We start from the raw sequence: 24,151 nt of genomic DNA, 5'->3' as shown, positions 1-24,151 counted from the left end.
AGTATGGCAACGATCCTCGTAGTCGATGACGAAATGGGAATCCGGGAACTGCTCTCGGAAATTCTCAGTGACGAAGGACATGTGGTCGAGCTTGCGGAAAACGCCCAGAAGGCGCGTGATTTCCGTGCGAATGCCACGCCTGACCTGGTGCTGCTCGATATCTGGATGCCGGATACCGATGGCGTGACGCTGCTCAAGGAGTGGTCCGCGCAGGGCTATCTGACGATGCCGGTCATCATGATGTCGGGGCACGCCACGATTGATACGGCCGTGGAAGCCACGAAGATCGGCGCGCTGAATTTTCTTGAGAAGCCCATCGCGCTGCAGAAGCTGCTTTCCGCCGTGGAAGCGGGCCTGGCCCGTGGCATCGAGCGTCCCCGCACCGCGCCGGCCGCGGCCGTGCCGCTGGCGGCCGCCGGCACGCCGGAAATGACCGCTTCCTCAGTCGCACCGACCGAGGCACCTGCCGAGGCTGCCCCCAACGGCAACCCGTCGCGCGGTGTCCCCGAGGGGGAGATGCAGTTCTCGTTCGACATGCCGCTGCGCGAGGCGCGCGACCTGTTCGAGCGCGCGTATTTCGAGTACCACCTGGTGCGCGAACACGGCAGCATGACGCGCGTGGCTGAAAAGACGGGTCTGGAGCGCACCCACCTGTATCGCAAGCTCAAGCAGTTGGGCGTGGAGCTCGGCCGCAACAAGCCGGAACCGACCGAGCAGTAACAAGTAGCACAGAAAAGGCTTGACGAGGGCCAAGGCCGCGGTTATAGTTTCGCTTCTTTGGCCCGGTAGCTCAGTCGGTAGAGCAGAGGATTGAAAATCCTTGTGTCGGCGGTTCGATTCCGTCCCAGGCCACCAGATTCAAGAAAACGGACGCTTTGGCGTCCGTTTTTGTTTTGTGGTTTCGGTTCATCAGGCCGCGCCTGACGAATTCGACTCCGCTTCGGGTCACAATATCGAGCCGATCCGGAGCCGCGCAGTGCACCCCCGAAACGAATCGCCACTCCCCTTGACCCAACGCCTGCGCATCTGGGCGCGCGCCATCAAGCGTGATGGTGTTGCGCTCTGGTTCGCGTGCCGGCACCCCGATACACCCTGGTATGTGAAGGCGCTGGGCGCGTTCGTCGTGGCCTACGCGTTGAGTCCGATCGATCTTGTGCCGGACTTCATTCCCGTGCTCGGCTATGTCGATGACGTGCTGCTGTTGCCTGCGCTGATCTGGCTGGCCGTCAGGCTGATGTCTGCGGCCGTGCTGGCTTCGTCGCGTGAACAGGCGAGCGCATGGATGGCCGCCAGCGGCGCGAAGCCGCGCAGTCGCTGGGGCATTGTTCTGGTGGTGGGCGTGTGGGCGGTGGCGGCCTATGGCATCTGGCGCTGGCTCGCCCACTAGGTCCACCAGGCCCACCAGCTAGCCGAACAGTTCCTCGGCCACGGTCGGATGCAGCGGCATGGTCGTCTTCAGGTGCGATGCCTTTGCACCCAGCCGTAGCGCCAGCGCCATCGTCTGGACGATTTCCGGCGCCGCGCCATCCATCAGATGAACGCCCAGCACGCGGCCACTGCGTGCGTTGAACACGAGCTTGAAGACCGATTGCTGCGGCACGCCGCCGAAGCGGCTTTCCAGCGAGACAAAACGTTTGACCTCGGTGCGGATGCGGTCGGCCTTGCCACCGGCTTCCTCGATGGCCTGGGCCTCGGTCAGCCCCACAGCGCCAATCGCGGGCTCGCAGAAAACGGCTGTGGGCAGGAACTCGAAGTCGGTCATGTCACCGCGGCGGCCGAATAGCCGATCGGCCAGCCAGCGGCCTTGCGCAATGGCGACCGGCGTCAGGTGTACGTTGTCGGCCATGCAATCGCCGATGGCGTGGATCGACCGCACGCTGCTGCGGAACTGCCGGTCCACCTCGATGCCACCCTTGCTGTCGCGCTTCACGCCAACGTCATCGAGACCTAGTCCATCGACATTCGGCTTGCGGCCAATCGCGGCCAGCACCGCCTGGGTGCGGACGGTCTGCGTGCGCCCCCGATTGTCTTCCTGTGAATAGCAGACGTCGAATGCACCGTTCGACTGCGACACCATTGTGACCTCTGTGCGGAAATGTATGCGTATGCCCTTGGCGATCAGCGCTTCCGCGAGTGCCGCGGCAATTTCGTGATCGAACTTCGGCAGCAGCCGGTCTTCGCGCACCAGCAGATCCACCTTCACCCCATAGCGCGACAGGATCGATGCCATCTCCACGGCAATATAGCCGCCGCCGATCACGACAATCGAGCCCGGCACGGTCTGCCATGTGAACAGGTCGTCCGACGAACTGACCAATTCGCCGCCCGGTACCGGCAGGTCGATGGGACTGGCGCCCGTTGCAATCAGCGTCTTGCCGGCACGGATGACTTCGTTGCCGACGACGATATGGCCGCGCTCGTTGAAACTCGCCTCGCCGTGCCAGATCTCCACGCCGGACTCGTTGAGCCGCTGCTTGTACGACGCATTGAGCCGTGCCACCTCGGCGTTCACGCGCACGATGGCATCGCGCCAGTCTTCCTTGCCGCCCGTGTGCGACAGGCAGGTGGACAGAATCGATGCCCAGCCCGCGCCATACGACAGCATTTTCTTGGGTACGCAACCGCGATTGACACAGGTGCCGCCGATGGCATCGCGCTCCACCAGGATCACGCGGGCCCCGTGCGACGCGGCACGGCGCGCGGCGGCCACGCCGCCCGATCCCGCGCCGATCACCACGAAGTCTGCTTCGCGTGCCTTGGAACGCGCATCGCGCTTGCGCGGCACACGTTCGACAACGGGTTCGGCGCTGGCCTCGCTGGCGCGCCGCCGCGCCTTCACGGTCCTTGCCTGGGTTGCGGTTTCGGTTGATGCCTGACGCTTTGTCATTCAATCCTCCTTGCCTGCGCGGCAACATCGCCGCATGCCAAACAATCGACCGGCGCCACGTGGCGCTTTTGCTATGACGCCGGCAACAGATCCTGCTGGATGGCGGGCCAGTCGCGCAGAAATGACTCCGCGTCGCGCCGGCCCAGGTCATACGCATGCGTCATGGCCTCGGGCCGGGTGTAGTCCCAGCTCGAAATCGGCACGCGTTGTGATGGTTGCAGATACAGGCGGCGCTGGCCGCCCGTTTCGATGACGAAACGGCGCGGTCGCGGATATAGCCGCGTCACCAGCACCAGGACATTGCCCGGGGTTTCATCGAGCGCGTCCACCGGCACGTTGTCGACCAGGCCGCCGTCCAGCACCGCGTGGCCATTGCGACGCAGCACCGGCGTAAAAGGCGGCGTCGACGCCGATTGCAATAGCAGATCGGCCAGATCCTCGGGCGACCCACAATCCTGGGCCAGCACGAATTCGGGATGGAAACCCAGCTTGCGGCCCAACCGCGGATGCAGCGTCTTCAGCAGATGCTTGTCGATGTTGTACGCCAGCAGACCGGCGGCCACCGCCAGGCGCGGGCCGGTCCAGCGCGGGATATGCGCCACGCCAATGCGGATCTCGGGCGCCTGCTGCAGCCGGCGCAGCCGGTTATCGCCAAACAGCGAGAGCAGGGCGTTGCGATAGATGCCGTAGTGCGGAAACACGCGCTCGCGCCGCAGCAGGTTGCCCCAGTAGGCGTTGCGCGAATTGTTGGCCAGCACCTCGCGGTAATAGGCCATGGTCTGGTGCGAATCGTGCGCGTAGACCATGCACGCCGTGGCCGCGCCCGCCGAGATGCCGGCGATGATGCGCGGCCGCAGGTGCAGTTCGGGCGCCACGGTATCCCACCATCCGGCCTGCCACCAGCAGCGGTTGCCGCCGCCGGCGAAGACGATCTGGTCAAAGGGTTGAGGGGTGGGGGCCGACATCGTGGTCACGGATTTCAAAGCAGCGCGTAAGTGGTGGTGGCCTGCACCGCGAGCTTGCCGTCCTGGCCGGTCAGTGCGATCTCGCCGAAGACCACGGTCTTGCCCAGGCGCAGCACGTTGGCGCGCACCAGCACGTCGCCATCGATCACGGGACGCATGAAGTTGGTGGTCAGCGTGACCGTGGTCATCGGTCGGAATTCGCCCAGCGCGGCGGAGATGGCGACGATCATCGCGGTATCGGCCGCCGACATCAGCACCTGTCCGCAGACCACGCCGCCGGCATGCCGAAACGCTTCCTGGAAGGGCAGGCGCAGGGTTACGCCAGTGGCGTCCGCGGCCTCGGCACGCAGGCCAAGCTGGCGCACCCAGGGCGCCAGCACGCGTCCGAGCGTGGCATCGATATCCGTGATGGTGAAAGTGGCAGGCACGTCCCGGTCTCCTCGGCGCGCGGCATGTTGTTTGCGCCAATGATACAGGGGGCCGAAGCCCCCTGCGAAATCCTACCTCGTGCCGGAGATGGCGGCCGCAGCCGCTCACACCGGGACTTGCACCGCCGCCTACGCCGCCACTTACGCCGCGTTGTCCGCCTCGGCGCGTGCCGTCGAGCGGTTGGCGTGCCAGCGCAGCACGCGCGGCACCACCACCACGGCCACCGTCATGGCCAGGATCGTGGCCGAGATCGGCTGCTTGATGAACAGGCTCCAGTCGCCCTGGCCAATCGACAGCGCATTGCGCAGCTGCTTCTCGGCCATCGGCCCCAGGATCAGACCGACGATCACCGGCGCCGTCGGGAAGTCGAAGCGGCGCATGGCCATGCCCAGCAGGCCGATCACGAACAGCAGCAACAGGTCGAACCACGACTGGCGGATGCCGTACGCACCCAGACCCGCGAAGATCAGGATGCCGCCATACAGCAGCGGGGTCGGCACGCGCAGCATGCGCACCCACAGGCCGATGGCCGGCAGGTTCAGCACCAGCAGCATCACGTTGCCGATGTACAGCGACGCGAGCAGCCCCCACACCAGGTCGCCCGAGGTCTGGAACAGCATCGGACCCGGCTGCAGGTTGTAGTTCTGGAACGCGGCCAGCAGGATGGCCGTGGTGTTCGAGGTCGGGATGCCCAGCGTCAGCAGCGGGGCCAGCGTGGCCGTCACCGCCGCGTTGTTGGCGGCCTCCGGGCCGGCCACGCCTTCGATGGCGCCCACCTTGCCGAACTCCGCCTTGTGGTTCGACAGCTTCTTCTCGGTGGCGTACGACAGGAAGGTCGGGATCTCGGCGCCGCCGGCCGGGATCAGGCCAAACGGAAAGCCGATGATCGTGCCGCGGATCCAGGCCGGCACCGACCGCTTCCAGTCGGACTTGTTCATGTGCACCGAACTGAGCATGTTGACCGTGCCCTCCGGCTGCGGGAAGAACGCATTGAACAGCGCCTCGCCCACGGCAAACAGGCCCACAGCCACCACGACGATGTCCACGCCGTCGTACAGCTCCTGGATGTTCATCGAATAGCGCGTCTGGCCCGACAGCGAATCCATGCCGATCAGGCCGATGCCCAGGCCCAGGAACAGGCTGGTCATGCCGCGCAGCAGCGACGAACCCAGCACGGCCGACACCGTGGTGAACGCCAGCAGCATGATCATGAAGTACTCGCCCGGCCCGAACTGCAGCGCCACGTCGGCCGCCACCGGCGCGAACATCGACAGCAGCACCGTGGCGATCGTGCCGGCCACGAACGACCCGATCGCGGCCGTGGCCAGCGCGGGGCCGGCACGGCCGTTCTTGGCCATCAGGTTGCCTTCCATCGCGGTGACCATCGTCGACGATTCACCCGGCGTGTTCATCAGGATCGACGTAGTCGATCCGCCATACATTGCGCCGTAGTAGATGCCGGCGAACATGATCAGCGCGGCGGTGGGTTCCACCTTGGCCGTCAGCGGCAACAGCATGGCCACGGTCAGGGCCGGACCAATGCCGGGCAGCACGCCGATGGCGGTGCCCAGGAAGCAGCCCACCAGGGCCCACATTAGGTTGATTGGCGTGATGGCCACGGCAAAGCCGTGCATCAGCTGGTTCAGGGTATCCATGTCAGTGTCTCCCGTAGGGCGTGGATCAGAAGCCCGCGACGGGCAGCAGCGGCAGGTTGATGCCGAGCAGGAAATCGAACAGCGCCCACATCGGCAGCGTCAGCACCAGGCCGATCAGCGCGTCGCGCACGATGCGGCGGCTGCCGTAGCCGCGCGCCACGCATACCATCATCAGCGTGGACGAGAACACGAAGCCCAGCGTGCCGATCAGCGCCATGTTGGCCACCAGGCCGACGGCTACCCACAGGAAGCCCTTGAGGTTGTGCGGCGCCGAAGGCAGTTCGGCGTCTTCCTCGGGCATGTTTTTGAAGCCGCCGCGCACGCCCTGCCACAGCAGCAGCGCGCCGCAGACAGCCAGGCCGATGGTCACCAGCGTGGGCACGAAGCGCGGCGACAGGCCGGCATAGCCCTCGTCGCCCGAAATGCCCGGTATGCCGGCAAGGAAGAACACGGACAACGCCAGGATGGCGACGCCGATGGATACGTGGGATGGTTTCATGTGGGGCTCTCGGATGGTCCTGCCACCCGCGCGGTCACGGGGCCCGGTGACGTTATTGGTCTGGTTTTCGGTGTTGCGCAGGTGATGGCGGCACCGGGGCCCCGTGCCGTCCTCCGTGCACGCCGATCACGGATCGGCAGCCGGGCGGGAACGACAGGGTGAAGCTAACTTCCGCGACTTGGGTAACGACTTCTCGTACTGCTGTCTCGTACTACTTTTTCGTATTTCTACTACTTGGCTGACGGCAGCGGTGGCGATTGCCACCGGCTGTCGAAACGTGGGACCGAAGCGGTATTGCCGATGCGGCGTGGCGTATGCCCGGTCCTCCGGGGGCGCTTTACTTCGCTACGCCCAGTTCGCGCAGCGTGGCGCCCAGGCGGGTGGACTCGGCTTCCACGAACTTGCCGAATTCATCTCCGGTCAGCAGGAACGGCGTCCAGTCGTTCTTCTGCAGCGCATCCTTCCAGACCTGGTTCTCGGTGCCCTTCACCACGGCGTCGATCATGGCCTTGCGCTGGTCGGCGGTGATGCCGGGCGCGCCGTACACACCACGCCAATTGTAGATTTCGACATTGATGCCCTGTTCCTTCAAAGTCGGGATGTCGGCGGTGCGGTCCTTCGACGTCACGGCCAGGGCGCGCATCTTGCCGGTCTTGATGAACGGCAGGAATTCCGACACGCCAGCGATGCCCACGGTCACGTGGCCACCCAGGATCGACGCCGAGGCCTCTCCACCGCCCTGGAACGGCACGTAGTTGATCTTCTTCGGATCCACGCCGATGTCCTTGGCGATCAGGCCGGCCAGGATGTGGTCGATCGAACCCTTGGAACCGCCGCCCCAGCTGACGCTGCCCGGATTGGCCTTGAGCTGCGTGGTCAGGTCTTTCATCGACTTGATCGGCGAGCTGGCCGGCACCGTGATCACCATCGTGTCGGCGAACAGGCGCGCGATCGGCGTGGCGTTCTTGAGCGTCACCGGCGGGTGGTTGGTCTCAATGGCACCGACCATCACGGCGCCCGTCACGATCAGCGCGTTCGGGTTGGCCTTGTCGCTGTTCACGAACTGCGTCAGGCCGATGGTGCCGCCCGCACCGCCCTTGTTGTCATACGAAGCCGTCTTGGCCGTACCAGCCGCCACCATGGCCGCGCCGATCGAGCGGCCGGTCTGGTCGTAGCCGCCGCCGGGGTTGGCGCCAATCATGACCTTGAGGTTGTCGACGGCATAGGCGGGCGCGGCCATCACGGCAGCAGCCAGCGCGGCCGAAGCGGCGAAGACATGGGTAAAGCGGGCAAGCATGCGAGGCATCGCGTGTCTCCTGTCTTATTGGAATGTTGGGTTGTGCTTTTAGGTTTCTGGCTATTGACCACCATCCACAAAGAGACAGCAGTAGCCATGGCCCGAATTCTAGAATCGTGAAACTGTCAAAACCCTGTCAAAACGACTGCTTGAAGCTCGGGGTTTACGTGGTGTTGTCTGCTTTGTCTGCCTGTCTTCCGTCCTCGGCGGACCGGTCGCCTGTCGTTTTTTGGCATCGTTGCATCTGCCAGATCAGATCTGCACATCTTTGACTTGGCTCAGGTCAGACATCTCACTACGATTTGACTCAGTTGCCTGCCGCACCGACGGCCTCGCGCAGCAGTTGCGGCACGGCAGCCAGAGAATGAAAAACAGATGACATGGACCATCGCACAACGAGGCGCTGGCCGATTCGGGATATCCGGTCTTTTTCGGTTTTCGGGTGAAGTGACAAAAAAGAAGTCTCAGGGGTCAATCATGGATACAACGATCAAGGCGTCGGACGGCTGGCCGCCGGAACTCGACGCAGGGGCCGACCGCGGCCTGTGGAAAAGCACCGTTGCTGCCGCCAACCAGGCGCTGGAAGCGGCCAAGGGCATGCAGGCGGCCGTGGGGCAGACGCTCAAGCTGCAACACAAGATCATGGCGCTGCGTGACGAGCTGCATCGCGCGGAAGCCGAGCGCGACATGTATCGTGACTTGCACGCGCGTACCGTCGACGAGCTCAATCACACACTGGACCTGAGCCCCGCCGAATGGCAGCGCCTGCGCGCCGACAACGAGACGCTGCAGATCCGGCATCGCGCCTACAAGTTGCTGGTGCAACACTACGCGCGGGCCGGCACGCCGATCGACCCCGCCACGTTTGCCGAGCAGCGCAGCCGCGTGCAGCAGCACATCCTGTTCCAGCGCCGCAAGGGCATTCCGGTTTCGGTCATCACGGCCGACGACATCGCATTCCTGTTGCGCTAGGCAATCGCGCGAAGGAGACGTCCATGAACTGCCTTATCCCTGGACAGTTGGCGCCACAGTATTGCCGGCCGGCGCATCAGCCGCGCACACCTGGTTACGGCCCGCTTGCTTGGCGGCATATAGACGGCGGTCGGCCGTCGCCAGCATGGCATCGAGTGTCCGGCAATCGTCGCTCTCGGCTTCTGCGACGCCAATTGATACAGTGAAGTGAATGGGTCCGTCGCCCTCTCCGGGCGGCGGCGCATCGGGCGCCGGTGCCACGGCCGTGCCCTGCACGGCGGCACGCAACCGTTCGGCGGTCGCCATGGCATCGGCCAGCGTGGTCTGCGGCAGCAGCACCGCAAATTCTTCGCCGCCCAGCCGGGCGGGCAAGTCCACCTCGCGCAGGTTCCGGCGCAGCACATCGGCCAGCGCCACCAGCACGTGGTCGCCGCTGGCATGGCCCCAGCGATCGTTCACACGTTTGAAGAAATCGATATCGATCATCAGCATCGACAGCGGTGAAGCTGTGGATGCATCAACCGGGCCGCCATCGGTAGCGCCGTCGTCCCTCGCCGCGGACCCGCGTTCGCGCTGCCGCCGTGCCGATTCCCGCGCGAACGCCTCGCCGAAATGCCGGCGATTGGCCAGTGCGGTGAGCGGATCGGTTTCGGCCAGCCGCTGCAGTGTCTCGCCGGCTGCCACGTAGTGGCGGAACAGCAGCGTCACCACGCGCAGCGTGATGAACATCAGCAGCGGCAGCGCCAGCCAGATCGACAGCAGCGGGGTGCTGGTGCGTTGCAGGACCGCGCGCCACACATCGGTATTGCTGAAGGTCTCCACCATCAGCCAGTTTCCGCGTTGGCCCACCGGCTGGTAGATCAGGTACTGGTCATCCACGTGCCGTATGCCGGCGCCTGACTGGAACAGTTCCTGTGGCGGTACCCCGCGCCAGGCGGGGCCCACATCGTCGGGCCAGCGCATGTCGATGCGCACGTTGTGCTGGCTCGACGCGATGATGCCGCCGCGATAGTCCATCAGGAACCGCGTGGTGCCGGCGTCTTCCGGCACGCCGATCAGGTCGCGCAGGCGCGACAGTTCCACATCCACGGCCACCACACCGCGAAAGCGGTCTGCCACATAGACCGGAATGCTCAGCGTGGTACGCAACTGCGTGCTTTCAAATTGCGTGTAGACACGGGTCCAGCGAATATCGCGAGCGGCGTCGCGCTCGGGCAGCATATCGCGGTAATACGAGATATGACTGAACCGCTTGAAGAGCGCCGGCGCCTTGTCCAGCGCCAGCGGGGGGTAGGTGACGTAGAGCCCGTTGCTGGAGATATAGCTCACCGTGCCGTTGGCATCCTCGCCATCGCGAAGGCGCAGGCTCAGGCCCAGCACGTGGCTCAGTTGGCGCGCCGCGTACAGGTCCGCGCGCAGGTCGGCGTCGCGCCGCTGGAAGCCTTCCAGTTCGTCGAGCAGCGCCGGCGCCGTGCCGATCACTGGAGAATCGCCAAGCGGCACGTCCATCTGCCAGATGCGATCGTTGCGCTGCGCGAAGGCGCGCTCCACGGCAGGATCGGTCTGCGCCGCGCCGCTGTCGTAGAGGGTGATCAGTTGCTGCGCGTAGTCGCGCACGAAGATGAGCTTGGATCGTTCGGCGGCAAAGACCGCCTCGCCGCCAAGCGCGCGCAGTGTGAGTTCGTGCTGACGCGAGGACAGGACACGTTCGCGCAACAGGTACAGGTCGCGCGCGCCCACGATGAGCATCAGCAGCATCGCCAGGCCAAAGCCGACGATCACCACGCGGTGCGGGTGCATGAGCGCCGCCCGGGGCAGCCAGCGCGGCCGCGGCAGCAGTTTGCGCCATGACATCGAACGTCTCCCCCGGCAAAGCCCGCCCTCGGGGGACGGGTCGTGAAACGGCGACTTTCGCCTGCAAAATCGACGGCGGCCTCGCCACGGCGTGGCGCGCCGGCTCAGTGTAGTGCAGCCGCGCGGCGCATGCCATCATGAAAGTCTTGCAATCATCCTGGGGGATTTCTCATGCCACAGCACATCGGCATCGCGGCCTGTTCCGCCGAAGGCGCGGCATTGTGCTATCGCACGATCTGCATGGAAGGTGCCGGCTACCTTGGCCCGCACGGACATCCGGAAATTACGATGCATACGCAATCGCTTGCCGCCTATGTGGCGTGCCTGGAGCGCGGCGACCTGCAGGGCGTAGCGAACCTGATGCTGCGCTCGGCATACAAGCTGGCAGCGGCTGGCGCCGATTTCGTGATCTGCCCCGACAACACGATCCACGCGGCGCTGGATCTGGTGCGGCCTACGTCGCCGCTGCCATGGCTTCATATTGCAGAGGTGGTGGCCGATGCCGCAGTGGCACGTGGTTTCCGCAGGCTGGGCATCACCGGCACACGGTGGCTGGTGGACGGCGAGGTCTACCCGGCGGCGCTAGCCGCACGGGGGCTGGAAGCGGTGAGACCGCCGGTGGAAGACCGCGTATTGATCGACCACGTGATCATGAACCAGCTGGTCCCCGGCATCGCCACGCCGCAAGGGGTGGCCACGTTCCAGCGCGTGATCGATGACCTGCGGGACAACGGTTGCGACGCCGTGGTGCTGGGCTGCACCGAGATTCCGCTGATCATCGACGACGGCAATTCGTCGTTGCCGACGCTCGACTCGACCCGCCTGCTGGCCCGCGCGGCATTGCGGCGCGCGGTGGCCCGGTAGTCCCCTTAAATTTGGACGATCAACGACGTTCCGTGCGGAAGTACAGCAGCGCGATGGCAGGCAGGGCGAAGCCGATCCAGCTGGCCAGCGGCCAGCCGGCGCGCGCATAGGCCCACGCGCCCACCGACGATCCGATGGCGCCGCCCACGAAGAAGATGGCCATGTACAGGCCGTTGAGGCGACTGCGGTGTTCATCGGACAGCGAGAAGATCGCGCGCTGGCCGATCACCAGATTGGTCGACACCGCGAAGTCGAGCAGCACGGCCGCCACCGTCAGCGACAGCAACGACAGCAGCGAGCCCTCCGTACCCACCCGGCTCAGCAGGAACGATGCCGCGCCCAGCACAAGCGCCAGCGCGGTCATCTGCCGGCTGTGCCCACGGTCGGCGTAGCGGCCCGCCATGGGCGCGGCAATGGCGCCGGCCACGCCCACCAGCGCGAAGATCGCGATGCCGGTCTGCGACATGTGGAAGGCGGGCCCGGCCAGGTACAGCGGCGTGGTGGTCCAGAACAGGCTGAAGACGCCGAACATGGCGGCCTGGTAGGCGGCACGGCGGCGCAGCACCGGCTGGGTACGCAGCAGATGGCTCATCGAGCCAAGCATCTGGATGTAGTTGACGCCGGGCGCGGGCCGGCGCTGGGGCAGCTTGCGCGCCAGCACGATGCCGAGCAGCACCATCGCCACGGCCGACGCCGCGAAGATCGCGTGCCAGCCAAACAGGTCGGACACCAGGCTCGACACCGGCCGCGCAAGCATGATGCCCATCAGCAGCCCGCTGGTGACATTGCCGACCGCGCGACCACGCGCATGCTCGGGCGCCAGGTGCGCCGCGAACGGCACCAGTACCTGCACGGCCACCGAGCACAGTCCGATGGCGCAGCCCGCCACCAGGAACACGCTCGCATGCGTGGCCAGCGCAGCCGCCAGCAGGGCCACCGCGCAGCCGCCCACCAGCGTCAGCACGAGCTTGCGGTTCTCGACGATATCGCCCAGCGGCACCAGCAACAGCAGGCCCACGCAGTAGCCGATCTGGATCAGCGTCACGATCAGGCCGGCGATTTCCGGCGACAGCCCCAGCGCAAGTGCGATCGGGCCGACCAGCGGCTGCGCGTAATACAGGTTGGCGACGATCATGCCGCAGGCCACGGCCAGCAGGGGCGTGATCCAGGCGGCCGGGGCGGCGGTACGTTGGGCGGTGGCGACGGATGGGGTCATGGGGCGCGCGTGGGCGGAGGGTGGGGCGGGGCGTTCTGCGTCGACGCCCGTCGAAGCCGCCGATTCTACCGGGAGATAGATAGGACCGTATGACACGGGGGTTTTTGGGCGCTTTGAGGCGCTCCCCGCGCTTTCGTCGCGCTTTTATAGCGCTTTCGCCACTTTTTCGGGTCCGGTTTGCGCCGGACGATGCGGAAGCCGTCGGCACTGTCGGAAGGTGGGGCGCGGATGAGCGCCGCTCAGCCTTCGGCGTCGTCCTCGAAGCGGAATTCCTCCTGCACCGGCGCGGGATCGTCGCCTTGCTCGGCCGCCGGCAGCAGGGCGCTGACGCGCACGCCCAGCAGCCGGATGCGCCGTTCCAGCGGGATACGCTTCAGGCATTCGGTGGCACCGCGCCGGATCATCGCGCCATCGGCGGTATGGGCCGTCATCGTCAGGTCGCGGGTCACGGTGTGGAAATCGTCAAAGCGCAGCTTGATGCCCACCGTGCGGCCCACGTACCCCTTGCGCCGCAGGTCGTCGGCCACGCGCATGCAGAGCTTGGTGAATTGTTCCGACAGCACCGGGCGGTCGGTGCGCGGGTGCAGATCGCGCTCGAACGTGGTTTCGCGGCTCATCGACTTCGGTTCGGAACTGACCACCACCTGGCGTTCGTCGCGGCCATGGGCCACTTCCACCAGCCAGCCCGCGTAATTGCGGCCGAAATGGGCCTGCAGCAGCGCCAGGTCGGCCTCGGCCAGATCGCCCACGGTATCGATGCCGATGGCCTGCAGTTTTTCCGCGGCCTTGGGACCGATGCCGTTGACCTTGCGGGCCGCCAGCGGCCAGATGCGCGTGGGGATATCGGCGGGCGTCAGGATGGTCAGCCCGTTCGGCTTGTCGAGTTCGGAGCCAATTTTGGCCAGCAGCTTGTTGGGGGCCACGCAGATCGAGCATGTCAGGCCCGTGGCTTCGTGGACGGCGGCCTTGATGCGGCCGGCAACCGCATGCGGCTCGCCTTCAATATCACCCAGATCGATATATATCTCATCGATACCGCGATCTTCTATTTTTCCAGTGAATGATCTGACGGCTGCCTTGAACAACCCGGAGTAGCGCCGGTAGGCGTCGAAGTCAGTCGGTAGCAGGATCGCGTCGGGGGCCAGCTTGGCGGCCTTCATCATGCCCATGGCCGAGAACACGCCCAGAGCCCTGGCCTCGTAGGTGGAAGTAGTGACGACGCCACGCCCTACGTAATCGCGCAGCCGCGCATAGCGGCGCGAACCATCGGGCAGCACCTCCGGCACCGCATTGCGGCCGCCGCCGATCACCACCGCCTGCCCACGCAGGTCCGGATAGCGCAGCAGTTCCACCGAGGCGTAGAACGCGTCCATGTCGAGATGGGCAATGCGCCGGGGGGCGTTCGGGGGCATGAGCGAAGAGGGGCGATCGATACTGTATAAACGTACAGTATAGTGTGGCGACCTGGAATCCGGAATAGGGATGGGCCGCCACAAATATTCTCATGACGGATAGTTACTGATATTTTTTACGCCGTCTCATTTTTCGTGTTGATATTTCGCTTCGTACTCAGGCGGCTGACCAGCAAACCCTCGGCCGCGTAGATCGCCAGCGACATCCAGATCAGCGCATAGCCAATCTGCTTCTGGGCCGGAAACGGCTCGTGGTACAGCCAGATGCCAAGGAGCAGCTGGATCGTCGGCCCCGCGTACTGCAGCAGGCCAAGCAGCGACAGCGGGATGCGGCGCGCACCCGCCGCAAAGAACAGCAGCGGCACCGCCGTGACCGGGCCGGCCAGCAGCAGCAGGATCTGCGTACCCGTGGCTGCGCCGCGCGTGGTGTCTTGCCCGGTCACTATCAGGAAGCCCAGGGCCGCGGCCGCCAGCGGAAACAGGATCAGCGTTTCCAGCGACAGACCTTCGAGCGCGCCCAGCGCGCCGGTCTTGCGCAGCAGCCCATAGCCGCCAAACGACGCTGCCAGCCCCAGCGCGATCCAGGGCAGTTGTCCGGCCGACCACGTCAGCCAGAGCACACCGGCGGCGGCAATGGCGATCGACAGCCACTGGCCCGGACGCAGCCGCTCATGCAGCAGCAGCACGCCCAGCAGCACGCTGAACAGCGGATTGATGAAGTAGCCCAGGCTGGCATCGACCACGCGATCGGCCGACACCGCCCAGATATAGAGGAACCAGTTGCAGCACAGCAAGCCCGCACTGGCCGCGAAGTTCAGGATCAGGCGCGGATTGGCCGCCACTTCGCGCAGCCAGCCGAAATGACGGCGCCACAACAGTATTGCCCCCAGGAATACCAGCGACCACACCATGCGGTGCAACAGGATTTCCAGCGGCGCCACGCCGTGCAGGGACTTGATGTAGAGGGGCAGCAGGCCCCAGACGATGTACGCCAGCAGGGCGTAGAGAATACCGAGTTGCATGGGGGAGTGTTCCGGGTAGAAGTCCGGTTGTGGGGCGGATTCTACCGGGTGTGGGCAGACGTGTGGCGCCATGAAAAAGCCCGGCCGGAGCCGGGCTTTGCGAAGGGCCGGACTGGCCGAACGGCCAGAAAGGCTTGCCGCTTACAGCTTGCGCGCGTAGCTGAATTGCGAGAATGCCTGCTCGGCCACGCTGAACCAGGCGGCCTCGTTGTTGCGGAACACGCGCCAGTCGTCAAAGATCTTCTTGAACGACGGGTTCTTGGCGCTTTCGTCGGCGTACGCTTCCTGCGTGGCCTTGAAGCAGGCTTCCATGATCTCCTTCGAGAACGGACGCAGCTTCACGCCGTTTTCCAGCAGGCGGGCCAGCGCCTGCGGGTTCACGGTGTCGTACTTGGCCATCATGTTGGTGTGCGCCTCGATGGTGGCCGTTTCCAGCGCACGCTTGTAGAGTGCCGGCAGCTTGTCGTACTCGGGTTGCGACGCGTAGAACGACAGCTGCGCGCTGCCTTCCCACCAGCCCGGGTAGTAGTAGTACGGCGCCACCTTGTAGAAACCGAGCTTTTCGTCGTCGTACGGGCCCACCCATTCGGCCGCGTCGATCGTGCCCTTTTCCAGCGCCGGGTAGATGTCACCGCCGGCAATCTGCTGCGGCACCACGCCCAGGCGCGACAGCACCACGCCGGCAAATCCGGCCACGCGGTACTTCAGGCCCTGCAGGTCGGCCACGGTCTTGATTTCCTTGCGGAACCAGCCGCCCATCTGGGCGCAGGTGTTGCCGCCCATGAAGTTGACGACGTTGTATTCCTTGAAGAACTCGCGCATCAGCTTCATGCCGTTGCCCTGCATCATCCAGGCGTTCTGCTGGCGAGCGGTCAGGCCGAACGGAATCGTCGTGTCGAAGCACAGCGTCGGGTTCTTGCCGAAGTAGTAGTAGCCGGCCGTGTGGCCGATCTGCACGGTCTGGTTCTGCACGGCGTCCAGCACCTGCAGGCCCGGCACGATTTCGCCAGCGGCAAACACCTTGATGTTGAACTTGCCGTCGGTCAGTTCCTTCACACGCTGGCTCAGCAGTTCGGCCGCGCCATAGATGGTGTCGAGCGACTTCGGGAAGCTGGACGCCAGGCGCCATTCCACCGCCGGATTGCTGCCGACCACGGCGGGCGCGCCCGGGGCGCTGGCCGATGCGGCCGGGGCCGCGGGCTTGTCTTCCTTGCCGCAGGCGGCAAGCGCACCCGTGGCTGCTACGGCCGAAGCCTTCAACAGGAAGGAACGACGTTCCATGGACATCTCCTCTTTTATAGATATGTATGCGTGACTGCCTTGCACCCGATATGTGTTGCCCGGTAGACAGGTCGGTCGATTATAGCGGTGGCGTTTTCAGCACGGACGCCCTTCAGGATGGGGGTTTTCGCTAGGAATTCAGCACTTCTGCAACGGTTTTGCCACGGTGCCCAAGCATGCTCCGAACCGGTGCGGCGCGTGTTCCGCAATGTGGGAATTCAGACGCATTTCCAACGCTTTGTGACGCCGTCGCGGGATTTTGTAACCCGGCTTGCGGTCAAAAAGTTCGCCTGATAAAAACTGAGCCCTCCCCCCCGGAGTTCGTCCACGCCGGCCCTTGTTGTGTTCATGCTGCAATCCGTACTGCTTCCCTCCCGCCTGTTTGCCCGTCGCCGCCTGGCTTTTGCCGTCCTGGCTGCCTGGGGGGTCAGCGCATGCGCGCAGACAGGCACTTCGGTAGCACCCCCGCCGCTCATTGCGGAAAGCACGACCCCGCCGGTGACGTCCGCCGTGGCAGCAGGTGCCGTGCCCGCCGCAGCCCCCGCCAGCGTACCCACGGCTGCGGCCGCCGATCCGCTGGCAGACCTGATCCAGTCGGCCAGTGCGGCCGACACCGCGGAGGCCCGGAAGGCTGCGCCTGCCGCCACGGCCGTAGCAGCCGAGACCAGCGAGGCCGCCGGCGCTGCCAGCACCGCCGAGGGCGCCGCCACGGTCGCCCAGGCGCCGCTCAACGAGAATCCCGATTTCGTCGGTCCGCCCGATTCGCTGGCGCCGCCACCCCCACCGCCGCCGCCGGTGGTGCTGTTTCCGCATCGGCTTGGCGAATTCCCGGCCCTGCCGCAGCCCGACACCCCCAGCGCGGCGCGCAACCCGGAAAACGCCGACATCACACCGGAGACGCCATCCGACGCGCCGCCAGTGCTGCGTTCGCAACTTCCGGCTGACAATCCCGCTGGCGATTCGGTTTGGCGACTCGGCTATAGCGGCCGCGCGGCGGTGGAAGACCGTTCCGGCACACAGCGCGCGTGTCCGGGCGGCGGCACGCCATCGGCGGGGTTTGGGCAGGGCCTGGCCTGCACCAGTTCGGGCGAGGTCAAGATTCGCGAATCGGTGGCGGATATCGGCGGCGGCGCGCAGGTCCAGCTCGTCGCCCAAGCCAAGGGCACCAATGCCACGTCGGTCAACGGCAATGCCGCTGCCGTGGATCCGTACGCGCTGGTGCCGAATTTCTATACGTCGGTCAGTGGCCTGTCAGGAATGACCGTCCTCGACGGCGCCAGTGTCTGGGCGGGGCGCCGTGACAGCAATCCGTTCCTGATGTCATCCGGGCTGCTGCCGCCAAACTCGCCGTCGATGCGTTTCGGCATCGATAACGCCAAACTTGGCGATTTCGGAGTGAGTTATCAATACACGGCGCGTAACGACCTAAATGGCGCCAAGCTTCCCAGCTATCACTCGGTGCTGTCGGCCCCGATCGACACCAATAGCAAGGGTTCGGTACGGGTGGGCTTCACGCGGGTCGAACCGCTGTCGCAAATCGAGGATACCGGCAGCGCCTGGTGGGCTTCGGCCATGCATGAGCAAAAGGGCGTGCTGTTCGGCACCAATCGCCTGGGGTTCCAGTACGGGCAGGGCTCGCGAATGGCCATGACCGGCTATTCGGGCATGGGCAGCGAACTGTCGCGGGTTCGCGTTTCGGAATCGATGGAATGGAAGGGCCGGTCGGGTCTGGCCGGTTCGGTGGAGTCGAGCCTGCAGCTTGATCGATCCGGCATCGGCACGCTGCAATGGGCCGCCACGCGCGTGCGTCCGGCCTTCGTGGCCAATGACCAGTTCAAGCTGACCTTCGAGGTGGCGCACGACCAGATTTCGTCGGGGTTTGGCGTGGGCGGCCAGCGCACGGCCGTCACGGTCGCGCCCACGCTGACGCTGGGCAAATCCGCCGGCAATGCCAACCTGCGGGCGTTCTATACCTACAGCCGCGCCAACGACGTGGACGGCATCACCTTCGCCGCGCCTGCCGATGCCTGGGCGTCGCAGACCAGCGGCTCGATCTTCGGCGTACAGCTCAATCGGCGCTGGTAAGCCCGGCACGGCCTTTCCAGCTCCGCCTGGACATCGGCGCCGGCCCCGTCGACAACGGCGGGCACAGCCAGTGGAATAGCAGCGTTGCATTCATGGCACCAAATATCTGAGCCAAAACGAACGCCGGAACATCCATCATACGAATACCTGTGAACGTATCGGTCAGCGCACAGGCCAGCGTCAACGCTGGATTCGCGAAGGATGTCGACGACGTGAACCAGTAGCCGGCGGTGATATAGCCGGCCACGACAAACGGCAGCAGCCCAGGCCGCGACCGCCCCGTGGCGATACCCAGGCCGATCAGGCCGAACGACGCCAGGCATTCGCTCCACCACATCGGCACGCCGGTGCGCGCCTGCGTCGACAGCGACAGCGCGGGCAGGCCGAACATGGCATGCGCGGCCATCACACCCAGCGTGGCACCTATCAACTGCACCAGCACATAGCCTGCCGCTTCGCGTGGCGAAAGCCGGCCCTGGATCAGGTTCGACAAGCTGACCACCGGGTTGAAGTGCCCCCCGGACACCGGGCCCAGCGATACCAGCAGCGCCACCAGGCCGGCTCCGGTGGCCAGCGCGTTACAGAGCAGGGCCAGCGCGGTATCGCCGGCGGCCAGCCGTTCCGCGCGAATGCCGGATCCGACCACGATTGCCACCAGCAGGGCCGTACCCAGTGCTTCGGCCACCAGGCGGCGCGCGATGTCGGGGGTGGAATTCGGGACGGACGGAGAGGAAGAGGGCGCGACAGCGGACATGCGAAAGATCGTCGAAATACGATCGCGCAGTGTTTCGCGGCGGGGGAATCCCCGTCAATGCAACGGGGCGATGTTGAGAAACTACCGCCGGTACCGAATCGGCGCGGCGGCGGCAGTTATTGCTGCATTTACTGTCGTATTTACTGCAGGTCGTTGCGCAGGATCAGCAGCCACGGCATGTGCGAATTCGTGAAGCCGTCGAGCTGGCCAGCGTCGTTCAGGTCGATCACATCCATCGACACCGATTGCTGGACATTGCCGCCGATCGCCTTGACCACGTTGGCAGCGCGATCCACTTCGACCACGATGTCGCAGTGCATGGGCGTCGTGCCGAAGCCAATTTCGGACGGATCGGACAGGTATTTGTCGCGTCCGCGGCCCGCGCAGATCATGTCGCCGGGGCGCGGCAGACCGGGCACAGGCTCCACGTGGAAGGCGGGGCGCGGCAGGATGCCATCGCGGGCGTCCACCACGTACATCGAATGCGACTGCCCCGTCAGGAACTGGTCGTTATCGAGCCCAGCCTTGCGCATTACCCACGAAATGAACACTGCCGACCATGCCCACGCGCCCTGGGTGACCTGGCGGCAGTCCGGCGCCTCGCCCACGATGCCCCAGTAGCGTTGGGCCATCCGGCACCCCTGGGGCGTGGCTTCCATGCCGGTGCCGTCGGGGAAGCGCAAGCACTGGCTGTCCCCATCCTCTTCCATGTCGACGTCGGCCGACGGCTGAACCGTCGCGCCGTTGGCGCCAGCGCCATTGCCCGGCAGCGCCGCCGTCGGGGCGGGCAGAGGGCTCTGGGTGACACACGCCGAATCGTCACGGCCGATGCGCACCACCTGGCTGCCCCACTTGCGCCATTCCTGCAGGGCAATATCGACAACCCGTTCACGCGCCGTGGCACCAGGCGGCGTGGCCACGCGCTCGTAGTCGGGCAAGGGCACCGCCTGTGGGCGGGCAGGACGCGGCGGCGAGGTGCTGCAACCGCACAGAACGGCCAGCGCCACCACCGCCATCAGCCCCTGCCAGGTACGCGTGCGCGCCTGTGGAGAATGCTGTGGACGTTTGTGTGGAAAGCGCTGTGAATAAGGCTGTGGAGATGTGCGCTGCGGCAAGCGGAACGGCATGTCAGGCTCGTGATTCCTGATCTCGCGCAAGGCCTTGATCAGCCAAGCGTGGATGACATTTTCGCGTGGTTGCCGCAGGCCTGTGAAGTGGCCCGGCCGGCTGTGCGATTCTCCACGCGGAGCTAGGGGGAAAATGGTGTGGATAACGTCCCCGCGCGCTGCGCACCTGCGCCGCTTTCGGGCTCTGGCGGCAGCACGGCGGGGTCATGCGAACCGGGCGAAAAGCTTGCCCGTCGGCATTACTGGTTGACGGCGTCCTTGAACTTCTGACCTGCCTTGAACTTCACGGTCTTCGCAGCTTCCACCTTGATTTCTTCGCCGGTGCGCGGGTTGCGGGCCATGCGCTCGCCACGTTCGCCCTTGCTGAAGGTACCAAAGCCGATCAGGCTCAGGGTCTCGCCCTTGGCCACGGCATCCATGATGGCGGTCAGGGTCACGTTCAGGGCCTGCTCGGCCTTGGCTTTGGTCAGACCGTCCACGCCAGCTGCGATCGCGTCGATCAGTTCAGTTTTCGTCATGCTTCACTCCGTATCGAGTTGAAAAAACACTGACGTCCGGGCCGGGAGGCTTGGCTGGAAGCCGCCCCGGCAAAGACGCCGCGGGCCACATCATACCGTGTCGGACACGCCGCACCGGGAACAGTTTGTTACCGGCCCTCGGCGCGCAGGCCGCGCCAGGTCAAGGTTGGCGGGTTTTTTACAGGAATGGCGAGCAAGAGAAATGCCGGCAGAGGCGTCGGCATAGGCCCCGTATACGCACCGGTAGCCTTCTGGGCACCCAACCGCCGTAAACGCCACAGGAACCGCGTATACGCCCCAGGACGCGTTCAGGGCGTCTGCACGGCCTCCGGGATGTCGTGACGCGTATACGGCTTGGCAGGGCCGTATACGGGCTTCTGCACGGCAGGGAGCGTATGGGGTGGCGGGCGGGCCGACGTATACCGCGAACCCGCCTCGCACCTTCGCCGGGACGGTGCCTGTTTTTTCATCGCGACTGCAAATGGCGATGGAGGACAGCAGTGCCGGTTCCACCCCGGCGTCTTTGGCGTATACGTCCCGGCGACCGTCCTCCTGCGTATGGTTTACATCTTTCTTTCATGTATACAGATAGTAGTGATAGGTAAACGACCCCTGTTTCTGTGGATAACCCCGTATACGTCAAACGGATCAAGCGTTTACGTATACCGAAAGCACAGGGATGGAATGTTGGCCCGCGTGGATGACTCATCCTTCGGGATGGGATGAACGGCGTATACCTGCCAAGTTGTTCGTATACGTTCCCCATGCCAGCCCCAGGCAGCCCACATCAAACCCATGCGCTTATCCACAAAAATGACCCGGGTTATCCACATCGGCAGCATCCCGGTATACGTCGATGGGCGCGGTAAACGTGTCCGGGTTGGCTCGGCCGATGATGCGTATACCTGACACAGCCGCACGGGTATCATCCGGTTCGCGCCGGACTGGACCGGCCCACCACCGCAGGAATATCAGAATGTCGGACAAGGCCAAGGACGCCAAGGAACTGAAGGCTGGCAAGAAGAAGACCGCCAGCGATCGCATCGAGGTGCGCCAGTCGGGCGTACATGGCAAGGGCGTCTACGCGGTTGGCGCGATTGCCGAGGGCGAGCGGGTGGTCGAATACAAGGGCGAGCACATTTCCTGGAAGGAAGCGCTGAAGCGCCATCCGCACGATCCGACGGACCCGAACCATACGTTCTATTTCAGCCTGGACGACGGCAACGTCATCGATGCCAAGTTCGGCGGCAACCGTGCGCGCTGGATCAACCACGCCTGCGAGCCCAACTGCGAGGCGCGCGAGAAGAAGGGCCGCGTCTTCATCCATGCGCTGCGCAATATCGCAGAGGGCGAAGAGCTGTTCTATGACTACGGCCTGGTCATTGACGCACGCTATACGAAGAAGCTGAAGAAGGAATACGAGTGCCGTTGCGGCAGCCCGAAGTGCCGCGGCACGATGCTGGCGCCCAAGGAAAGGTAGGCCAAGCCATAAAGGTCGGCCCAGTCATCGACCTGGCCGGCGTACCCAGGTCCAGGGGATCAGGCGTTCAGGCGGATCAGGCCGACGTGGTGCCGGGTGCCTCGCACGGGATCCGGATCACAAAGCGCATCGACGCGCGGCGAGCCGGCGCATCGGCCAGTTCCGGCGATTCCGGTAATGCCGAGGCCTGAGCGGCATTCGCCAAGGCTATTCCCGCGCCATCGTCCGGACCCCCGGCCATGGCCGCCGCGACCGGTGCAGGCGCCGCCGCCGGCACATCCTCGATGCGGATCGTGCCCTGGTGCAGGGTGATGATTTCGTGAACGATGGCCAGCCCCAGGCCGGCCCCGCCCGGTGACGCCTGCAGGGCAGGCGTGCCGGGCGTGTGATCGCCGCGGAAGAAGCGCTTGAAGACTTCCTCGCGTCGGGCTGGCGGAATGCCCGGTCCGTTGTCTTCCACCATCACCACGGCCATGCCGCGGTGGCCCATGGCCTCGCCGCCAGCGCGCACGGTAATGCGTCCACCGGCCGGCACGTACTTCACTGCGTTATCGATCAGGTTGGACAGCGCTTCGCGCATCAGCAGCCGGTTGCCGCGCACGACGGCCGGGGCGCCGCCGGTGAACGTGGGGCCGGGCAGGACCTCGAAACCCAGGTCCACGCGCCGCGCCAGAGCCTGGGGCACCCATTCCGCGCCAATCTCGAAAGCCAGTTCCGCCAGGTCGAAGTGTTCGACCGGGCCCAGCCGTTCCAGCGACAGGCCGGGTTCGGCGCGTGCCAGCGACAGCAGCTGGTTCGACAGCCGCACGGCGCGGTCGGCGGCGGTCTGCACCTCGCGCAGCGCATGACGCGCCACATCGAGTGAATCGGCTTCCACCGCGCGGTCGGCGTGCAGCTTCACGGCCGTCAGCGGCGTGCGTAGCTGGTGGGCGGCATCGGCGATGAACTTGCGCTGGGCATCCAGGGCGTCGCGCAGCCGCGACAGCAACGCGTTCAGGGCGCGGATCAGCGGCTCCACCTCGGCCGGCACCTGGGTCTCGTCCAGCGCCGCCAGCGACCGCGCCGTCTGGCGGTTCAGCTTGTCGGTCAGGATCTGCAGCGGCACCAGCTCTTCCTTGAGCACGTGCGACAGGATCAGGCTACCCACCAGCAGCAGCAGGATCAGCGGCACCGATACCGACAGCAGAATCTCGTTGGCAGCCGTTTCGCGGCGGTCGAGCAGTTCGGCCACCTCGACCACGATCGGTCCGCGCGGCAGCTGTGCCTCGGTGGGCGATGTCGCCAGTTCGTCGGAGGCCGGGCTGGGCAGGCTCACCGGCAGGCGCACGGCGCGTACCTGGCGGCCGCTGAACCACGCGTAGAACAGCCGGGCGTCGTGCAGCGAGGTCTGGCCGGTGCCGTAGCCCAGCCAGGTGTCCATGCCGCCGATCAGCCCATCGGGACCGTGGATGCGCCAGTAGATGCGGTCGGTGCCCTCGGCCTCGACCAGCGTCTGGGCGATGATCGGGATGTCCTGCTCCAGCCGCGGGCCGGCAATGCGGATCTGCTGGGCGATGTTGTTCGCCACGCCATAGAGCGCGCGATCAAAGACCTGCGTGGTGTAGTGCGCCGCCAGCCAGTACGACAGCGATCCGCTGGTCAGCACCAACGCAAATAGCGGCGTGGCCAGCGCGCGCAGCAGGTGGATGCGCAGGCTTGGGTTCGATGTGCCGCGTGCCGCCGCGCCGCCACGGCTGCGACCGCCGCGTGTGCGCTTGCCCGTGGCGCTCGCATCGCCAGGCGGGGCAGAAGAAGATTGCGAACGCGGCCACATGGCGGGTCAGGACTTCCGTTG

The 24,151-nt window shown here is 65.5% G+C and carries 21 protein-coding genes and 1 tRNA gene; 7 read left to right on the top strand and 15 right to left on the bottom strand.

The annotated features are described in order from the left end of the window. Positions 1 to 3: 3 nt before the first annotated feature. The 3 genes from CYJ10_RS00780 to CYJ10_RS00770 all read left to right on the top strand — a co-directional run bounded on the left by CYJ10_RS00780 (position 4) and on the right by CYJ10_RS00770 (position 1,387). Positions 4 to 720 (top strand): response regulator, encoded by a 717-nt coding sequence (locus CYJ10_RS00780; protein WP_101679681.1) that lies wholly within the window; start codon positions 4 to 6, stop codon positions 718 to 720. A 59-nt stretch (positions 721 to 779) separates the two neighbouring features. Then, positions 780 to 855 (top strand) — tRNA-Phe (locus CYJ10_RS00775). A 151-nt stretch (positions 856 to 1,006) separates the two neighbouring features. Continuing rightward, positions 1,007 to 1,387, top strand: a complete 381-nt coding sequence (locus CYJ10_RS00770; protein WP_257991881.1) for a YkvA family protein — start codon at positions 1,007 to 1,009, stop codon at positions 1,385 to 1,387. 18 nt (positions 1,388 to 1,405) lie between these two features. On the opposite strand, the gene CYJ10_RS00765 is transcribed toward CYJ10_RS00770, so the two are convergent. From CYJ10_RS00765 to CYJ10_RS00740, 6 genes are all read right to left on the bottom strand, one after another. After that, positions 1,406 to 2,887 (bottom strand): dihydrolipoyl dehydrogenase family protein, encoded by a 1,482-nt coding sequence (locus CYJ10_RS00765; protein WP_101679679.1) that lies wholly within the window; start codon positions 2,885 to 2,887, stop codon positions 1,406 to 1,408. Positions 2,888 to 2,958: 71 nt separating this feature from the next. Then, positions 2,959 to 3,852, bottom strand: coding sequence for a patatin-like phospholipase family protein (locus CYJ10_RS00760; protein WP_101679678.1), 894 nt, complete (start codon positions 3,850 to 3,852; stop codon positions 2,959 to 2,961). A gap of 14 nt (positions 3,853 to 3,866) precedes the next feature. Continuing rightward, a complete protein-coding gene (locus CYJ10_RS00755; RefSeq protein ID WP_101679677.1) occupies positions 3,867 to 4,280 on the bottom strand; it encodes a PaaI family thioesterase in 414 nt (137 codons plus the stop codon). Positions 4,281 to 4,421: 141 nt separating this feature from the next. After that, entirely contained in the window at positions 4,422 to 5,936 is a 1,515-nt protein-coding gene (locus CYJ10_RS00750; RefSeq protein ID WP_101679676.1) for a tripartite tricarboxylate transporter permease, read from the bottom strand. Between the two features lie 25 nt (positions 5,937 to 5,961). After that, positions 5,962 to 6,435, bottom strand: a complete 474-nt coding sequence (locus CYJ10_RS00745; RefSeq protein WP_101679675.1) for a tripartite tricarboxylate transporter TctB family protein — start codon at positions 6,433 to 6,435, stop codon at positions 5,962 to 5,964. Positions 6,436 to 6,772: 337 nt separating this feature from the next. Next, complete coding sequence (locus tag CYJ10_RS00740) at positions 6,773 to 7,741, bottom strand: Bug family tripartite tricarboxylate transporter substrate binding protein (protein WP_101679674.1); 969 nt, start codon at positions 7,739 to 7,741, stop codon at positions 6,773 to 6,775. A 468-nt stretch (positions 7,742 to 8,209) separates the two neighbouring features. Here CYJ10_RS00740 and CYJ10_RS00735 point away from each other — a divergent pair, with 468 nt between their 5' ends. Next, a complete protein-coding gene (locus tag CYJ10_RS00735; RefSeq protein ID WP_101679673.1) occupies positions 8,210 to 8,704 on the top strand; it encodes a hypothetical protein in 495 nt (164 codons plus the stop codon). A 33-nt stretch (positions 8,705 to 8,737) separates the two neighbouring features. On the opposite strand, the gene CYJ10_RS00730 is transcribed toward CYJ10_RS00735, so the two are convergent. Next, entirely contained in the window at positions 8,738 to 10,558 is a 1,821-nt protein-coding gene (locus CYJ10_RS00730; RefSeq protein ID WP_101679672.1) for a diguanylate cyclase, read from the bottom strand. 171 nt (positions 10,559 to 10,729) lie between these two features. On the opposite strand from CYJ10_RS00730, the gene CYJ10_RS00725 reads away from it, so the two are divergent. Next, positions 10,730 to 11,422 carry an aspartate/glutamate racemase family protein gene (locus tag CYJ10_RS00725; protein ID WP_101679671.1) on the top strand — a complete coding sequence of 231 codons (693 nt, stop codon included), beginning with the start codon at positions 10,730 to 10,732 and terminating at the stop codon, positions 11,420 to 11,422. Positions 11,423 to 11,441: 19 nt separating this feature from the next. Here CYJ10_RS00725 and CYJ10_RS00720 read toward each other — a convergent pair whose 3' ends face one another. From CYJ10_RS00720 to CYJ10_RS00705, 4 genes are all read right to left on the bottom strand, one after another. Further along, positions 11,442 to 12,638, bottom strand: coding sequence for an MFS transporter (locus CYJ10_RS00720; RefSeq protein WP_101679670.1), 1,197 nt, complete (start codon positions 12,636 to 12,638; stop codon positions 11,442 to 11,444). Positions 12,639 to 12,877: 239 nt separating this feature from the next. Then, positions 12,878 to 14,050, bottom strand: coding sequence for a DNA polymerase IV (gene dinB, locus CYJ10_RS00715; RefSeq protein WP_101679669.1), 1,173 nt, complete (start codon positions 14,048 to 14,050; stop codon positions 12,878 to 12,880). A gap of 116 nt (positions 14,051 to 14,166) precedes the next feature. Then, positions 14,167 to 15,072 (bottom strand): EamA family transporter RarD, encoded by a 906-nt coding sequence (rarD, locus tag CYJ10_RS00710; RefSeq protein WP_101679668.1) that lies wholly within the window; start codon positions 15,070 to 15,072, stop codon positions 14,167 to 14,169. 141 nt (positions 15,073 to 15,213) lie between these two features. After that, positions 15,214 to 16,353, bottom strand: a complete 1,140-nt coding sequence (locus CYJ10_RS00705; RefSeq protein ID WP_101679667.1) for a TRAP transporter substrate-binding protein — start codon at positions 16,351 to 16,353, stop codon at positions 15,214 to 15,216. Between the two features lie 348 nt (positions 16,354 to 16,701). Between CYJ10_RS00705 and CYJ10_RS00700 the strand changes: the two genes are divergently transcribed. Continuing rightward, the gene (locus tag CYJ10_RS00700) at positions 16,702 to 18,438 is read left to right on the top strand and encodes a carbohydrate porin (RefSeq protein ID WP_101679666.1); all 1,737 of its coding nucleotides are present in this window, start codon (positions 16,702 to 16,704) and stop codon (positions 18,436 to 18,438) included. Here CYJ10_RS00700 and CYJ10_RS00695 read toward each other — a convergent pair. The 3 genes from CYJ10_RS00695 to CYJ10_RS00680 form a co-directional block, all read right to left on the bottom strand. Continuing rightward, entirely contained in the window at positions 18,422 to 19,192 is a 771-nt protein-coding gene (locus CYJ10_RS00695; protein ID WP_101679665.1) for an aquaporin, read from the bottom strand. The genes CYJ10_RS00700 and CYJ10_RS00695 overlap by 17 nt on opposite strands. 140 nt (positions 19,193 to 19,332) lie before the next feature. Further along, a complete protein-coding gene (locus CYJ10_RS00690; protein ID WP_101679664.1) occupies positions 19,333 to 20,319 on the bottom strand; it encodes a DUF2272 domain-containing protein in 987 nt (328 codons plus the stop codon). 239 nt (positions 20,320 to 20,558) lie between these two features. Next, the gene (locus tag CYJ10_RS00680; protein WP_101679663.1) at positions 20,559 to 20,837 is read right to left on the bottom strand and encodes an HU family DNA-binding protein; all 279 of its coding nucleotides are present in this window, start codon (positions 20,835 to 20,837) and stop codon (positions 20,559 to 20,561) included. A 976-nt stretch (positions 20,838 to 21,813) separates the two neighbouring features. Here CYJ10_RS00680 and CYJ10_RS00675 point away from each other — a divergent pair. Next, complete coding sequence (locus CYJ10_RS00675; RefSeq protein ID WP_101679662.1) at positions 21,814 to 22,317, top strand: SET domain-containing protein; 504 nt, start codon at positions 21,814 to 21,816, stop codon at positions 22,315 to 22,317. 76 nt (positions 22,318 to 22,393) lie between these two features. Here CYJ10_RS00675 and CYJ10_RS00670 read toward each other — a convergent pair whose 3' ends face one another. Beyond that, on the bottom strand, positions 22,394 to 24,130 hold the full coding sequence (locus CYJ10_RS00670) for a sensor histidine kinase (RefSeq protein ID WP_101679661.1): 1,737 nt from the start codon (positions 24,128 to 24,130) through the stop codon (positions 22,394 to 22,396). Positions 24,131 to 24,151 lie beyond the last annotated feature (21 nt).

This window comes from Cupriavidus pauculus, from assembly GCF_002858765.1.
GTDB lineage: Bacteria > Pseudomonadota > Gammaproteobacteria > Burkholderiales > Burkholderiaceae > Cupriavidus > Cupriavidus pauculus_B.
The sequence above is the reverse complement of the archived record's forward strand: the minus strand, read 5'-3'. Positions and strand labels throughout refer to the sequence as shown.